Origin of the sequence: Anaerococcus nagyae (assembly GCF_017874535.1) — a bacterium.
Classification (GTDB): domain Bacteria; phylum Bacillota; class Clostridia; order Tissierellales; family Peptoniphilaceae; genus Anaerococcus; species Anaerococcus nagyae.
This window is the reverse complement of the sequence record NZ_JAGGLS010000005.1, coordinates 77,478-92,004: the sequence shown is the minus strand read 5'-3', so window position 1 is coordinate 92,004 and position 14,527 is coordinate 77,478. Positions and strand designations below refer to the sequence as shown.

The following is a 14,527-nucleotide window of genomic DNA, read 5'->3' as shown; positions in this document are numbered from 1 at the left end:
ATGAATTTAAAAGTAGTTAAAAACGCCTTAGGAAGGTTACTTCAAGTATTAGCAATTTTAATGATTTTTCCTTTAATTGTTTCATTTATTTACAAGGAAAGTCTAAGTGATAAATTATATTTTGTCATACCAATTTTACTATCAGCAACAATAGGAACCTTACTTTTTAAATTTAGTAGTGAAAAGGGACATATCTATACTAAAGAAGCTATGTTTACAACAGCCTCTTGTTGGATTCTTTATTCAATAATTGGAGCAATACCATTATTTTTAACTCCAACAAATTATCATACATTTTTAGATGCATTTTTTGAAATGGCAAGTGGTTTTACAACTTGCGGTGCATCTGTAGCTACAGATGTTGAAATATTACCTCACTCCATAATATTTTGGAGATCATTCTCACATTTGATTGGTGGTATGGGAATATTGGTTTTTACCCTTGCAATTTTACCAAAAGCCAACAAAGAATCCACAAACCTTATGCAAGCTGAAGTCCCTGGACCTACTTTTGGAAAGATTACACCAAAGCTATCACATACTGCAAGAGCTTTATATATTATTTATTTAATAATGACTGCTATAACTACAATATTCTTATTATTCGGTGGAATGAATTTATTTGATAGTATTATTTTTGCTTTTGGTGCTGCAGGAACAGGTGGATTTGCCAATCGTGGAATTTCTGTGGGTTACTATGATTCAAGATACATAGAAATAGTACTAGCTATTGCAATGTTTTTATTTGGTATAAATTTTAACTTATATTATTATGCAATTATTAAATCTGTGAGAGAATCATTTAAATCTGAAGAGCTTAAATGGTATGCAATAATTGTCTTAACCGCATCAATATTAATATTTATTAACATTTCAGCACTATATGCAGATAAATTTTATTCGGGAGTTAATGCATTTTTTACAGTCATATCAGTAATTACAACCACAGGTTATGTTTCAGCCCATTATGGTAAATGGCCAATGTTTTCTAGAAATATAATAATCTTATTAATGTTTATAGGAGGCTCAGCTGGATCAACTGCTGGAGGACTTAAGGTTTCAAGAATTACTATGCTTTGTAAATCAGCTGTAAATCAAGTAAAACAAACTATAAATCCCAAGAGAGTTACAGTAAATACCCTGGATGGTAAAAGAATTGATGAAGAAGTCGAGAAATCTGTGAATAAATACTTGGTAGTTTATATTTTATTATTTGTGATTTTTATGCTAATAGTAACTTTGGATACAAATGATCTGGAAACTTCCTTTACTGCTGTAGCTACAACTTTCAATAATGTAGGGCCAGGACTTGGTGAATTTGGACCTATTGAAAGTTTTGCAAATATGGGGTATCTTTCAAAATTTACTCTAACATTAGCTATGCTATTTGGAAGATTGGAATTATATCCTATGATATTATTATTTTCACCAATTACTTATAAGAATCTAAATAATAAATAGTTTGACAAATATTTTTATGTTTTATAAAATGAAAATATAAAGAAAATAAGATTGAACAGGGAGTTCTATACAAAGGACTGAGAGGATGGTAGACCATCGACCTTACCTGTTTTGGATAATGCCAACGTAGGAAAGCTAAGATAGAATTGGAATACCTCTAGGGGTGTTCTTTTTTTATGAAAAAAAGGAGGGAATAATGAAAACAGCTCTTACAATTGCAGGCTCTGATAGTTCTGGAGGAGCAGGTATACAGGCTGATATTAAAGCTATGACTTTAAATGGGGTGTTTGCTATGAGTGCAATTACGGCTCTTACTGCACAGAATACTACAGGGGTTACAGATATAATGGATGTAAAGCCTAATTTCTTAGAAGCCCAAATGGATGCAGTTTTTACTGATATATATCCAGATGCAGTTAAAATAGGCATGGTTTCTGATAAAGAGTTAATAATTATTATAGCTGATAAATTAGTTGAATATGATGCAAAAAATATAGTTATCGATCCAGTAATGGTTGCAACAAGTGGAGCAAGATTATTAAAAGAAGATGCTATAGATACCCTTAAGGAAAAATTATTACCATTAGCAGATCTTATAACGCCTAATATTCCAGAGGCAGAGATATTATCAGGTTTAGAAATAAAATGTTATAAAGATATGGAAACTGCTGCAGAAAAAGTGGCCAATGAACTTGGTGTAAATGTACTTTTAAAGGGAGGACACTCTATAAATGATTCCAATGACGTATTATTTGAGATTGATTGTCTTAAAAAAACATGGATTAATGGACAACGCATTGACAATGAAAATACTCATGGAACTGGTTGCACCTTATCTTCGTCTATAGCAGCTAATCTCGCTAAGGGTGAATCTATAGAAGAATCTGTTAGAGCTGCTAAAAAGTACTTGGAAGGGGCTTTAAGGGATGGACTTGATCTAGGCAAAGGAAGTGGTCCTATGAATCATGCTTTTGATATAAAAGAAAAGTATAGGAATTAGTTATGAAAAAAACAAGTGTATTTGAAAATGGATTGATCTGGTTTGGTGCGGCAGTTTCTATAGCTGAAATTCTTACGGGTACTTATTATGCTCCAATGGGGTTTAAAAATGGATTTTTAGCAATATTAATTGGGCACTTGATAGGATTTATATTTTTATACCTAGCGGGTCTTATAGGAGCCTTATCCAAAAGAAGTGCCATGGAAACTACAAAGCTTACTTTTGGTAGCAAGGGAGGAAAGATATTTTCCTTTTTAAATTTTTTACAATTGTTAGGCTGGACTGCGATTATGATTTATGATGCAGCTATTTCTTCAAGTGAAATATTTTCTTTCGGCCACAACTTATGGGCGTTTTTAACAGGAGCTTTAATTATAGTTTGGCTTATGATAGGTATCAGTGATCTTGGAAAAGTCAATACAGTTTCTATGACACTTTTATTTATATTGACAATAATCCTTTCACGATATATTTTCAAAGATGATATATTATCTATTGGACCGGCAAAAGAGAGTATGAGTTTTGGAGCAGCAGTTGAGCTTGCAGTAGCAATGCCAATATCTTGGCTTCCTTTAATCAGTGATTATACATCTAATGCAGAAAAAGGTAGAGAATCTACATTTGTTTCAGCTATAGTATATAGTCTGATTTCTATATGGATGTATGTAATAGGCATGGGTGGATCATTAATAACAGGTAAGACATCTCTTGCTTCTATATTTTCTATAACAAAGCTTGGAGTATTTGCTGTAGTTATAATTATTTTATCAACAGTAAATACAACTTTTATGGATGCGTATTCTTCAGGGCTTACTTTTAAATCTATAAAGCTTGATGCTAATGAGAAAAAAGTAGGTGTAATTGTTAGTATAATAGGTACTATCAGTGCAATGATTTTTCCTATGGATGATATCACAGACTTTCTATACTTTATTGGATCAGTATTTGCTCCTATGATTGCTATCCAAATTGCTGACTATTTTATACTAAAAAACGAAGCATATGTGGGAGACTATAATATATTAAATACAACAAGTTGGATATTGGGATTTATAATATATAGACTTATCTTGAATGAAGAATTTATTTTAGGACCTACTCTATTAGTGATTATAATTACAATGATTATCACTATTATTTTAAATAAAGTTTTTGGCGAAAAATAATTTGACAATTGAAATATTTAAATTTATAATTGTCTCAACAATATAATAAAAAAAGAAAATACATTAAGAACATCTATGGGGTAAGAATTGGTGGGCAAGCTCACATTTAGCTATACTTTAGACTCATTTATATAGCTAAAACTCACAACCATAGGGGGCAAAATTGCCAAACCTTGTAATAAATTTCATATCTATAGGGTTTAAATAATGGGTAAATAGATATGATTATAAAATCCTTGTTCAATATAATGTTCAAGGACTTTTTTTGTCTAAAATTAAAAAAGCTAGGAGGGAATATGAGAAAGAAAAGTTTTTTATTAGTTTTGATTTTACTATTTTTAACATCATGTAAGTCAGATAATAAGAAGCAAGTAGTAGTATTTAATGCAGGAGAATACTTAGACTTAGATCTTATACCAGAATTTGAGAAAAAAACAGGTATTGATGTTATTTATGAAACATTCACTTCTGATGAAGAAATGTTTATAAAGTTATCTCAATCTTCAAATAATTATGATGTAATATTTCCTTCAGACTACATGGTAGAACGTCTAAAGAAGAATGATATGTTGGAAAAAATTGACTTTTCTAATATCCCTAATTTTAAATACATAGATGATGAATATAAGGGATTAGATTTTGATTCTAGTAATGAATATACAGTTCCTTATTTTACATCACATTTTGGTATAGTTTATAATACAGATATTATAAAAGAACCTATAACAAAATGGGCTGATTTATGGAATCCTAAATATAAGGGAGAAATCATAATGTATGATTTGCCTAGACTTAGCCTATCAGTAGCTTTACAAAAGCTAGGCTATTCCATAAATACGAGAGATATGGATCAGATAAATGAAGCAAAAGAAGAATTAATTAAACAAAAGCCTCTGGTTTATGCTTATCTTACAGATGAGGCCCGTGATTTGGTAGTTCAAGGAGATGCGGCTATAACTGTGATGTATTCAGGAGATGCCTTGATGATGCAAAAGCAAAATCCTCATCTAAAGTATGTAATACCAAAGGAAGGTATGAATCTTCAAGTGGATTCTATGGCTATACCAAAAGGTGCTAAGAATAAAGAGAATGCCGAAGCTTTTATAAATTATTTTACAGATCCTAAAGTAGCAAGTATCAATGCTAAATGGATGGAGGGATTTACCTCGGCTGTAAAAGGAGTTAGAGAGAATCTTCCAGCTTATATAGCAAATTCTAAGATAGCTTATCCAGATTTTGAAAAATTACCAGAGATTGAAATGTTTAAAGATTTAGAAGATTATATGCAGGTTTATAATGACGTCTGGGTAGATGTATTAGCTGCATATTGAGGAGAAGAAGATGAGTCTAGTTTTACAACTTAAAAATATTAACAAATATTTCGATGGCAAGAAGATAATAGATAATATAAGTTTATCAGTGGAAAGAGGAGAGTTTTTAACTCTTATAGGCCCATCTGGATGTGGAAAGACAACAACTCTTAGAATAATAGCTGGCTTTGAACATCCAGATGAGGGAGAAGTTATATTTGAGGGAAAAGATATTTCCAATATTTCACCAAATTATAGGAATATAAATACGGTTTTTCAAAATTACGCCCTATTTCCACATCTTAACGTTTTCGATAACGTAGCCTTTGGTTTAAGAATAAAAAAGATAGAAGAAAAGGATATTAAAATTAAGGTCAGTAGAGCTTTAGATTTAGTTGATCTAAGCGGTTATGGCAATCGTGCTATATCTAGATTATCAGGTGGACAAAAGCAAAGGGTAGCCATAGCAAGGGCTATTGTAAATAAACCAGAAATTATACTTTTTGATGAGCCACTTGGAGCTTTAGATTTAAAACTTAGAAAAAGGATGCAGGTGGAGTTAAAAAACATTCAAAAGGAAGTGGGAATTACATTTATCTATGTAACTCACGATCAAGAAGAAGCCCTATCTATGTCTGATAAAATTGCTGTTATGAATAGTGGAATTATAGAACAATATGGGACTCCACAATACATTTATGAAGAGCCAGTAAATGCTTTTGTTGCAAACTTTTTAGGGGATTCTAATATCTTTAAAGGAAAGATGGTAGATAGATCAAAAGTAAATTTCTTAGGTTATGATTATACTTGCGTAGACAAGGTGGAGCCTGGAAAAAGTGTAAGTGTAATGCTTCGTCCTGAATACTTATATTTAAGTAATGAAGCTAATCTAAGAGGCAAAGTAGAAAATTCGATGTTTAAGGGAACTTACTATGATTTGAAAATTACAGGTAAAGATTTTTCTATAAATGTCCACAATCCAGAAAATATTCCTATTGGAGCAGAAGTATGTGTTGCAATCGACCCTGATGCTATACACGTTATGGAGGAAGTTAGTAAAGACTTTGATATTTATTCTAAGAGGGAGAAGTCATGAAAAAATATTTGAATATATACCTTGTTTGGGCAGGAGTTTTTATAATATTACCAATATTACTAATACTTTTTTATTCATTTAATGGCTCCGAATCTATAGCTTTTGACCATTTTAAATTTAGTTTTATAAATTATAGGAAGTTCTTTGAACCCTTATACTTAAAAATGTTATCTGTGACATTACTTATAGCGTTCTTATCAACTCTAGGTTGTCTTTTAATAGGTTATCCTGTTGCATATATAATATCAAAAATGGATGAGAGAATAGCTTCTTCCCTTATTTTTGTATTTATAATGCCTATGTGGATTAATCTTTTACTTAGGACCTATGGTTGGATAACACTTTTAGGTAGGAATGGGATTCTTAATAGATTTATAGCTATTCTTGGAGGGAAGTCACTTGGTGTTATGTATACTCCAACGGCAGTAATTTTGGGTATGATTTATGAATTCTTACCTTTCATGGTAATTCAAATTTATAATGCTCTTAAGAAAGTTGATCCTAATCTAATTGATGCTGGATTAGACTTAGGAGCAGATAGGAAAACTATATTTAGAAAAGTAATTTTTCCACTTTCTTTACCAGGTGTTTATACTGGGATTATAATGGTATTTATTCCAGCTATTTCTACTTTTGTAGTTTCCAATTTGCTTGGAGGACAGAAAGTATACATGATAGGTAATCTTATTGACCAACAATTTACCTTTACTGGCGACTGGGGGTTTGGTTCAGCTACAGCTATAATTCTTATGATAATCTTAATTCTAGCACTAGCTATTCAAAGAAGATTTGGTAGAGATTTAGAGGGAGATATAGTATGAGAAAAATAATTGATAGGATTTATACTATACTTGTATTTGTCTTTCTTTATGCGCCAATAGTTGTAATGATAGTATTTTCATTTAATGATAGTAAATTACGTGGAAAGTGGGCTGGATTTACTACTAAATGGTACGTTGAACTTTTTGAAAATCCTGAAATAATTTCTGCCGTCAGAACAACTCTAATAGTTGCAATAGTTGCTACTATAGTTGCAAGCTTTATAGGGACACTTTCAGCTATAGGTATTTCAGAATTACGTGGTAGAAAAAAAGATATGGTTTTGAATATTAACTATTTGCCAGTTTTAAATCCAGATATAATAACAGCAATTTCTCTTATGGGATTATATGGTTTTTTAAAATTACAATTAGGATATATAACCATGATTTTATCTCATATAATGTTTTGCATACCATATGTGGTACTGACAGTCTTGCCTGCAGTTGAATCAATGGATAAAAATATAATTGAAGCAGCTCTAGACTTAGGTGCAACTCCCTCTTATGCAGTAAGAAATGTATTGATTCCAAATATTAAAAACGGTATACTAGCAGGTGCTTTGATTTCATTTACCCTTTCTATAGACGACTTTGCGATTTCATATTTTACAACAGGCAATGGTGTATCAAATCTATCTATGACTATATATGGTATGGCAAGGCGTGGGATTAATCCAGCTATTAATGCACTTTCTGCAATAATATTTGTAATTGTATTTATTTTTCTACTTTTGAAAAATAGAAAGATTATATTTGAGAAAGAAGAACCAAAGACTAATTTTTTATCATAATAATTTGACAAATAGTATGATTTATAGTAATATAGAGCAGTCGATTATTAAGTTTCTTTTATGAAACTTTTCGATTAAATCGCGCTTCCTGTAAGCGATTTTAAAAATAAATGTCAGGACGAGTACAGCCGCCACCTATCAGAAGCGGTGTCCAAATGTGATAGGCGAAAATTTTTATAGGAGGAATATTGATGAAATATCAAAAAACTTATACTCCAAGTGCAAACGACATCGAAAGAAAATGGTATGTCGTTGATGCAGAAGGAGCTGTTTTAGGACGTCTTGCTAGCGAAGTCGCAGCAATTTTAAGAGGAAAACACAAAGCTACATTTACTCCAAATATGGATATGGGAGATTATGTAATTGTTGTTAACGCTGATAAAGTTAAACTTACTGGAAACAAAGAAAATCAAAAAGAATACAAGAGATATTCAGGATATGCTGGAGGACTTAAAATCACATCTTACAAAGATATGATGGATAAACATCCAGAAAGAATCGTTGAACATGCAGTTGTTGGTATGCTTCCACACAACAAATTAGGTCGTCAAATGGCTAAAAAACTTAGAGTAGTAGCAGGACCTGATCATAATCACGAAGCACAAATGCCTGAAAAATTGGAATTAAAGTAAGGAGACTTAAGTAATGGCAGATACAATTATACAATCAACAGGACGTAGAAAAACTTCTGTTGCCAGAGTTACAATGAAACCAGGTAGCGGAAATATCTTAGTAAATGGTAAAAATTTAGAAGATTATTTTGACTTTGAAACACTAAGAATTATTGCAAAATCACCACTAACACTTACAGAAAATGAAAATGACTTTGATATTAAAGTTAATGTTAATGGTGGTGGATACAATGGACAAGCTGGAGCTATTAGACACGCTATAGCTAGAGCTTTACTTGAAGTAAATCCTGATTATAGACAAGCTCTTAAGAGAGCAGGATTTCTTACACGTGACCCACGTAAAAAGGAAAGATACAAAGCAGGTCAAAAAAAGGCAAGAAAATCTTCACAATTCTCAAAGAGATAATATCAGAAAATTACAAAGCGCATACATTTGTATGTCAGACTGTTGACAAACTAAAAATTTGCCCATTTCGACCGAGTGCAAGGAGTGGAGAAATCTCATGAGATCTCTCCATGCGTTCGTTTCACTCACTTAGTCGAGATGGGTTATAGCGTAATTTTATTTTTGAATTATTAATGAATTATTAAACTGACTTTGTCTACGCTCTGGCATACATTTGTATGTGCTTTTTTAATTAGCAAAAAGGTATAATATAGCTTATGAATAATATAAACTACAATGTAGAGATGGAAAAAATTATAGAAAAAAATAAAAAAGAAGGATTGAAGCCAAAGCTTTTAATGCAAGTATGTTGTGCTCCATGTTCTACAGCTGTTATGTATAGGATAAAAGATGATTTTGATATTGATATGTTTTATTATAATCCCATGATTTATCCTAGAAGTGAGTTAGATAAAAGAACAAAACAAGTGGAGATTTTAGCGAGCCGTATGGGACTTGATGGAAAAATTATTGTTCCAGAAAATAATATTACAGATTTTGCTAATATAGCTAAGAAGAGAAGGGAACTCCCTGAAGGTGGAAAAGCTTGCTATGATTGCTATAAGCTTAGATTAGAAGAAGCTGCTAAATATGCCGGTGAAAATGGCTATGATTATTTTTGCACAACTCTTTCCATTTCTCCTTACAAAAATTCTAAGTGGATTAATCAAATAGGAAAAGCTTTAGAAGAAAATTATGGAGTTAAATATTTATATTCCGATTTTAAGAAGAGAAATGGCTATAAGATATCTATAGATTTATCAAAACAATACGATCTTTATAGGCAATCTTATTGTGGATGTATTTTTTCATACAAGGAAATGCAAGAACATAAAAAAAATATTAATCAAGAAGGCACAGATAATTAAAACTGTGTTTTTTTTCTTATAATGGGTATTCTTTATAATAGAAAATGAGGGATTTTTATGGAAAAATTATCTTTAATTAAAAAAGTAGAATATAAAGAAAAAAATCAGATATTTCCTGTCACTTTTGATATAGGTGATTATTTTGATAGGGAAGATATTAAAAGTATTTTTAATTTGATTACGGATAAGCATTTGCTTGCTTATGATGGTATAAGTATAAGCGAAGATTCCTTTACAATTCCCGTCACTTTAGACACTATACCAAAAATAACTTCAATTTTATTGGAAAATAAAATAGATTTTTATGGTGTCTATGTCTTATATGATAAATATTTAGAAATGAAAGAAGGAGATAAAAATGAGTGAACAATTATTAGATTTATTAAATGAACAAATGAACTTTGAGTTTGAATCAGCATATATTTATAAGGCAATGAGCGCTTATACAGATGATCTTGATCTTGATGGATTTACAACTTGGTTAGATATCCAAGTAGAAGAAGAAATTATGCATGGTGAAGGCATGAGAAAATTCTTACAATCTGTAGGATATAGACCACATTATACAGCAATTGATGAGCCAAAATATGACTATGGTTCAATACTTGAGGTTCTTAAAACAGCTTTAGACCATGAAAAAGAAGTTACAGAGAGAATAACTCATATATCAGATGTAGCTAGAAAAGAAGATGCAAGAGTATTTTCATTCATTCAATGGTATATAGATGAACAAGTTGAAGAAGAAGAAAACTTCACAAAACTAATTACAAGAATGGAAAGAGTTGGAGATGATTGGCATTCAATCTATATGCTAGATCAAGAATTAGGTCAAAGAGCACCAGCTCAAGAGCCTCAGATTCAATAATTTATGAAAATAACTTTAGAAAATTCTATATCACATGTGGAAATAAATTCCAGTGGAGCATATATAGATACTTTTGAAGTTAAGGGTAAATCAATTTTCTTTCCAAAAGTAATGGTAAAAATTGAAGATCAATTAAAAGTAAGGGGCGGTATGCATTTATGCGCCCCTAATTTTGGAGAGGATAAGATTTTATATAGCTTAGAAAACCATGGTTTTGCTAGAGATCTTAATTGGCAATTTATAGATTATGGTGAGGATTTTGCCAAGTTAAGTTTAGATGGTATAGGCTTATATGAAGGCATTAAATTTATAATAGATTATAAACTTAGCCATACAAATTTATTTGCAAAGCTACTTATAGAAAATAATTCAAACAAACAAGTACTTCTTGCTCCAGGTTTTCATCCATATTTCTATGCTGAACATAAAGCCATTTTTATTAATAATAAGAAGATAGATAAGAATCAACTCCCTAATAGTATAATAGATAATTCTTTTAAAGAGAGTTTTGTTACTAATGGTAATAAAATATTTATAGAAGGTTTAAAAAATATAAATGAATTTGTATTTTGGTCAGATTTTAAGGGAGATTATTTATGTGTAGAACCAACTTATAAATCTATAGCTTTTAAAGATGACAATGGAGGAGCTTATAGACTAAAACCAGGTAAGAAATTCGAACAAAGTATCAATATTAAAGTAACTTTATGAAGCTTCTTAATCGGAGCTTTATTTTTTTAAAAAATATGCTTGCAATTATTTAAAATATGGTATAATAGAATTAAGATAATTAATACATATAAAGAAAGGGTTAGGATATGTTAACTACAATTTTAATATTTATAGTTGGAGCTTTTGCTTTTTCATTAATTTTTAAGTTAATATTTGGTGGACTTAAATTAATATTTAAATTATTAGGATTAACTTTGGCATTACCATTTTTATTAATAGCTGGCATCATATTCCTACCCATTGTAATATTAGGTCTAGGTGTTGGTCTAATTATTAAACTTTTACCACTTATAATAGGTGGAGGTCTAATATATTTAGTGTATAAAAAATTTTTTGCTGATAAATATTGGTATAATTAAAAATAACTGACTAGGAATTATGCTCTTAGTCAGTTATTTTTTATTTATACAATACATATTTTTCTATAACTTCACCTACAGCTCCTTCTATATTTGTTGCATAACTTACATAGTCAGAAACTTCTTTTACTTGTAGATGAGCATTGGCAACAGCTACTCCTATACCTGCATCTTCTAGCATGGCTACATCATTGTAGTTATCTCCTATAGCTAGAGTATCAGTTACATCTATATTGTAATGATTACATACTTTTTGGAGAGCTAAGCCTTTATCAACACCCTTGGCATTTATTTCCATAAACATGTCTGAAGAATAAGCTATTTCCAAATCGTAATTAGTGATATCAGCTATATCCACCTCTAATGAATGTAAGTAGTCAATATCAAGATCTTTGATTAGAGCTTTTAAAATAAGCTTATCTTTAAGAAATTCTATACTATCTCCATCAATTATTTCTACATTTGTATCATTTGTATATTGATCGGATCTTTCTAAAGAATCTAAGTTTATAGCGTATTTCTTATCCAGAGTATATATAAAAAATTGTAAATTATTTTCATAGGCGTAATTAAAGATTTTTTTTACATATTTAAAGTCTAGAGGTAACGAATCTACAATTTCACGATCTATTGCTCTTAATATTATAGCTCCATTACAGCATATTATAAATCTATCTTCACGTATAACTCCAGCTTGATCTGGTATATCATTTAGTTCATAAGGACCGCGTCCAGTGGCAAGTATAACTTTGACTCCCATTTGCTCAGCTTTAGCTATAGCTTCTCTATTTCTCTGGGGTACATTTTTTAGTTCATCTACTAGGGTCTCATCTATATCCGATGCTATTAATTTAACCATATTTGCTCCTTACAAAATTTATTCCCAATTGAGCAAAGAATATGACAATTAATTGTTATCTCTTAAGAAATCTATAATATCGTCAGATTCATATAGATATTCTCCATCATGATATAAACAAGGAACTTGTCTTTTGCCACCCTCTTCTATTAATTTTCTCATAGCTTCTCTGTCTTCTTCGATATTAACTATGTCTATATTTATATTTTCTTCTTCCACAAAGTTTTCAACTTTAGCGCAATATGGACAGATTGTACCTACAAATAATTTATAATCATTCATTTATTTTCTCCTTAAAATATTTTTCATATTTACTTTATTATGGTATATTATACTAATAGTAATAATAATTTTAAAGGTGGAAAAATGAAATCAAAAGTGATGAGTGTCATCAGATTTTTTCTTATACTAATAATCTTGGGATCTATAGCAATATTAGGAAAAAGACTGCTTGATTACAGGACAAATTCACAAAATAATAAAGAAATTGCAAATATAGTAAAAAAAGTAGAAGACGAAGAAATGGGTAGTTCTTCTGATAATAAGGATAATCAAGCAAATACTCTTGATCCTTTTAAACAAAAAGAAAAACACTATTTCAAAGTTATAGATGCTCTAGAGAAAAAATATAATAATGATGATATAGTAGGTTTTATAGATATACCTGACGTTGGAGTATCTTATCCAATTTTACAAGGTCCAGATAATGATTTTTATTTACATAAGAGTATAAGTAAGGAATATGACATTGCTGGTTCTTTATTCATAGATATGAATAATAAGCCTGATTTTAATGATGACAATACAGTTATATATGGCCACCATTTGGAAATAAACTCAATGTTTACTCCTCTTGACCAATATAGAAAACAGGAATTTGCAGAAAAGCATACCACTATCTATCTTTGTACAAGGGATGAACTACGTGAGTATAGGATATTCTCAGCCTATGGTATACCTGCTGACTATGCTTATAGAACCTTGTATTTTACGAATAGAGATGATGTGATTCCATATTTTAATCAACTTATGAGCAATTCTGAGGTAGTACTTCCAAAAGAAGATTTTAAGGAAGATGATCAAATAATTACCTTATCAACTTGTCAATATGATTATGCAGACCAAAGACTTGCCATACATGCAGTAAGGGTGAGATAATGAGATATCAATTTGATAATAAAAAAGACATAGATATTAAAGAAACTGATGATGGATTAGTTCTAAAAACTCCTTCCTTTAATCCGACCCATATATTTGAATGTGGACAATGTTTTAACTTTATAGTTGAAGAAGATGGTTCGTATACTGCGGTTTTTTTAGGGAAAATTATAAATGTTTTACAAAGAGACGAAGATGTTTTAATAAAAAATATTAGTATTGATGAATTCTATGAAATATTCTATGACTACTTTGACCTTGGAACAGATTATGATTTAATAAAGAACGAATTATCAAGTAATGAAACTTTAAAATTAGCTAGTGAATATGGTTATGGAATTAGGATATTAAATCAAGAGCTATTTGAAACAGTAATTTCCTTTATAATATCTGCGAATAACGGTATAACAAGAATTAAAAACTCTATTAGAATTATAAGTGAAAGATATGGAGATTACATAGGAGAGTATAGGGGCAATAAATACTATTCTTTCCCTAGGCCAGAAGTTTTAGCTGATGTGGATCCAATAGAACTTAGAGAATATGCAAGAGTGGGATTCAGAGATGTAAGGATAGTAGAAGCTAGCAAAATGATAAGAGATGGATTTCTAGATTATGAAAGCGATCAACTATTAGAAACAGCTGATCTTAAAGAAAAACTTATGGAACTTCCAGGAGTAGGACCAAAGGTTAGTGATTGCATACTTTTATTTACTTACCATAGAAGAGAAACATTCCCTGTAGATGTATGGATAAAAAGAGTAATGGAGACTTTGTTTATAGGTCATGAGGTTCCTAAAAAACAAGTGGATGATTATGCAAGAGAGATATTTGGAGATCTAGCTGGCTATGCTCAGCAGTATCTATTTTATTATGGTAGAGAAGAGAAAATAGGAAAATAAATTTTAATATTGGTGCTTATGTTGGTATATTGCTAAACTTAGGCATCATTTTTTTGCTTAA

Annotated in this window: 18 protein-coding genes; 16 read left to right on the top strand and 2 right to left on the bottom strand. The window is 30.4% G+C overall.

Annotated elements, in window-relative coordinates; all coding sequences use genetic code 11:
- The 14 genes from J2Z39_RS05245 to J2Z39_RS05180 all read left to right on the top strand — a co-directional run bounded on the left by J2Z39_RS05245 (position 1) and on the right by J2Z39_RS05180 (position 11,547).
- A complete protein-coding gene (locus J2Z39_RS05245; RefSeq protein ID WP_209814094.1) occupies positions 1–1,461 on the top strand; it encodes a TrkH family potassium uptake protein in 1,461 nt (486 codons plus the stop codon).
- A gap of 196 nt (positions 1,462–1,657) precedes the next feature.
- Positions 1,658–2,461, top strand: a complete 804-nt coding sequence (gene thiD / locus J2Z39_RS05240; RefSeq protein ID WP_209814092.1) for a bifunctional hydroxymethylpyrimidine kinase/phosphomethylpyrimidine kinase — start codon at positions 1,658–1,660, stop codon at positions 2,459–2,461.
- Positions 2,462–2,463: 2 nt separating this feature from the next.
- Positions 2,464–3,627: a putative hydroxymethylpyrimidine transporter CytX gene (gene cytX / locus J2Z39_RS05235; RefSeq protein ID WP_117521792.1), complete on the top strand. Its 1,164-nt coding sequence runs from the start codon at positions 2,464–2,466 to the stop codon at positions 3,625–3,627.
- 296 nt (positions 3,628–3,923) lie between these two features.
- Positions 3,924–4,958 carry an ABC transporter substrate-binding protein gene (locus J2Z39_RS05230; RefSeq protein ID WP_209814090.1) on the top strand — a complete coding sequence of 345 codons (1,035 nt, stop codon included), beginning with the start codon at positions 3,924–3,926 and terminating at the stop codon, positions 4,956–4,958.
- A 10-nt stretch (positions 4,959–4,968) separates the two neighbouring features.
- Positions 4,969–6,033 (top strand): ABC transporter ATP-binding protein, encoded by a 1,065-nt coding sequence (locus J2Z39_RS05225; RefSeq protein WP_209814089.1) that lies wholly within the window; start codon positions 4,969–4,971, stop codon positions 6,031–6,033.
- Complete coding sequence (locus J2Z39_RS05220) at positions 6,030–6,854, top strand: ABC transporter permease (RefSeq protein WP_117521789.1); 825 nt, start codon at positions 6,030–6,032, stop codon at positions 6,852–6,854. The genes J2Z39_RS05225 and J2Z39_RS05220 overlap by 4 nt, the downstream gene beginning before the upstream one ends.
- The gene (locus tag J2Z39_RS05215; RefSeq protein ID WP_117521788.1) at positions 6,851–7,645 is read left to right on the top strand and encodes an ABC transporter permease; all 795 of its coding nucleotides are present in this window, start codon (positions 6,851–6,853) and stop codon (positions 7,643–7,645) included. The genes J2Z39_RS05220 and J2Z39_RS05215 overlap by 4 nt, the downstream gene beginning before the upstream one ends.
- Positions 7,646–7,836: 191 nt before the next feature.
- Positions 7,837–8,277, top strand: a complete 441-nt coding sequence (gene rplM, locus J2Z39_RS05210) for a 50S ribosomal protein L13 (RefSeq protein WP_117521787.1) — start codon at positions 7,837–7,839, stop codon at positions 8,275–8,277.
- 13 nt (positions 8,278–8,290) lie between these two features.
- Positions 8,291–8,683 carry a 30S ribosomal protein S9 gene (gene rpsI / locus J2Z39_RS05205; RefSeq protein ID WP_117521786.1) on the top strand — a complete coding sequence of 131 codons (393 nt, stop codon included), beginning with the start codon at positions 8,291–8,293 and terminating at the stop codon, positions 8,681–8,683.
- 257 nt (positions 8,684–8,940) lie between these two features.
- Positions 8,941–9,591, top strand: coding sequence for an epoxyqueuosine reductase QueH (locus tag J2Z39_RS05200; protein ID WP_209814087.1), 651 nt, complete (start codon positions 8,941–8,943; stop codon positions 9,589–9,591).
- Positions 9,592–9,648: 57 nt separating this feature from the next.
- Complete coding sequence (locus J2Z39_RS05195; protein WP_209814085.1) at positions 9,649–9,957, top strand: hypothetical protein; 309 nt, start codon at positions 9,649–9,651, stop codon at positions 9,955–9,957.
- Entirely contained in the window at positions 9,950–10,456 is a 507-nt protein-coding gene (locus tag J2Z39_RS05190) for a ferritin (protein WP_117521783.1), read from the top strand. Before J2Z39_RS05195 ends, J2Z39_RS05190 begins: the two co-directional genes overlap by 8 nt.
- 3 nt (positions 10,457–10,459) lie before the next feature.
- A complete protein-coding gene (locus J2Z39_RS05185; RefSeq protein WP_117521782.1) occupies positions 10,460–11,167 on the top strand; it encodes an aldose epimerase family protein in 708 nt (235 codons plus the stop codon).
- Between the two features lie 107 nt (positions 11,168–11,274).
- Positions 11,275–11,547: a hypothetical protein gene (locus J2Z39_RS05180; protein ID WP_209814084.1), complete on the top strand. Its 273-nt coding sequence runs from the start codon at positions 11,275–11,277 to the stop codon at positions 11,545–11,547.
- Positions 11,548–11,587: 40 nt separating this feature from the next.
- Here the strand turns inward: J2Z39_RS05180 and J2Z39_RS05175 are convergent, their stop codons facing one another.
- Positions 11,588–12,406, bottom strand: coding sequence for an HAD family hydrolase (locus J2Z39_RS05175; protein ID WP_117521780.1), 819 nt, complete (start codon positions 12,404–12,406; stop codon positions 11,588–11,590).
- Between the two features lie 48 nt (positions 12,407–12,454).
- Positions 12,455–12,688, bottom strand: coding sequence for a glutaredoxin family protein (locus J2Z39_RS05170; RefSeq protein ID WP_209814082.1), 234 nt, complete (start codon positions 12,686–12,688; stop codon positions 12,455–12,457).
- 84 nt (positions 12,689–12,772) lie between these two features.
- Between J2Z39_RS05170 and srtB the strand changes: the two genes are divergently transcribed.
- A complete protein-coding gene (gene srtB / locus J2Z39_RS05165; RefSeq protein ID WP_117521778.1) occupies positions 12,773–13,564 on the top strand; it encodes a class B sortase in 792 nt (263 codons plus the stop codon).
- Complete coding sequence (locus J2Z39_RS05160) at positions 13,561–14,466, top strand: DNA-3-methyladenine glycosylase family protein (protein ID WP_209814172.1); 906 nt, start codon at positions 13,561–13,563, stop codon at positions 14,464–14,466. The genes srtB and J2Z39_RS05160 overlap by 4 nt, the downstream gene beginning before the upstream one ends.
- Positions 14,467–14,527 lie beyond the last annotated feature (61 nt).

What these genes read in the sequence shown, in the direction of transcription:
- J2Z39_RS05245 (WP_209814094.1), top strand. Translation starts at nt 1, where the DNA reads ATGAATTTAAAAGTAGTTAAAAACGCCTTAGGAAGGTTACTTCAAGTA.
- thiD (WP_209814092.1), top strand. Translation starts at nt 1,658, where the DNA reads ATGAAAACAGCTCTTACAATTGCAGGCTCTGATAGTTCTGGAGGAGCA.
- cytX (WP_117521792.1), top strand. Translation starts at nt 2,464, where the DNA reads ATGAAAAAAACAAGTGTATTTGAAAATGGATTGATCTGGTTTGGTGCG.
- J2Z39_RS05230 (WP_209814090.1), top strand. Translation starts at nt 3,924, where the DNA reads ATGAGAAAGAAAAGTTTTTTATTAGTTTTGATTTTACTATTTTTAACA.
- J2Z39_RS05225 (WP_209814089.1), top strand. Translation starts at nt 4,969, where the DNA reads ATGAGTCTAGTTTTACAACTTAAAAATATTAACAAATATTTCGATGGC.
- J2Z39_RS05220 (WP_117521789.1), top strand. Translation starts at nt 6,030, where the DNA reads ATGAAAAAATATTTGAATATATACCTTGTTTGGGCAGGAGTTTTTATA.
- J2Z39_RS05215 (WP_117521788.1), top strand. Translation starts at nt 6,851, where the DNA reads ATGAGAAAAATAATTGATAGGATTTATACTATACTTGTATTTGTCTTT.
- rplM (WP_117521787.1), top strand. Translation starts at nt 7,837, where the DNA reads ATGAAATATCAAAAAACTTATACTCCAAGTGCAAACGACATCGAAAGA.
- rpsI (WP_117521786.1), top strand. Translation starts at nt 8,291, where the DNA reads ATGGCAGATACAATTATACAATCAACAGGACGTAGAAAAACTTCTGTT.
- J2Z39_RS05200 (WP_209814087.1), top strand. Translation starts at nt 8,941, where the DNA reads ATGAATAATATAAACTACAATGTAGAGATGGAAAAAATTATAGAAAAA.
- J2Z39_RS05195 (WP_209814085.1), top strand. Translation starts at nt 9,649, where the DNA reads ATGGAAAAATTATCTTTAATTAAAAAAGTAGAATATAAAGAAAAAAAT.
- J2Z39_RS05190 (WP_117521783.1), top strand. Translation starts at nt 9,950, where the DNA reads ATGAGTGAACAATTATTAGATTTATTAAATGAACAAATGAACTTTGAG.
- J2Z39_RS05185 (WP_117521782.1), top strand. Translation starts at nt 10,460, where the DNA reads ATGAAAATAACTTTAGAAAATTCTATATCACATGTGGAAATAAATTCC.
- J2Z39_RS05180 (WP_209814084.1), top strand. Translation starts at nt 11,275, where the DNA reads ATGTTAACTACAATTTTAATATTTATAGTTGGAGCTTTTGCTTTTTCA.
- J2Z39_RS05175 (WP_117521780.1), bottom strand. Translation starts at nt 12,406, where the DNA reads ATGGTTAAATTAATAGCATCGGATATAGATGAGACCCTAGTAGATGAA.
- J2Z39_RS05170 (WP_209814082.1), bottom strand. Translation starts at nt 12,688, where the DNA reads ATGAATGATTATAAATTATTTGTAGGTACAATCTGTCCATATTGCGCT.
- srtB (WP_117521778.1), top strand. Translation starts at nt 12,773, where the DNA reads ATGAAATCAAAAGTGATGAGTGTCATCAGATTTTTTCTTATACTAATA.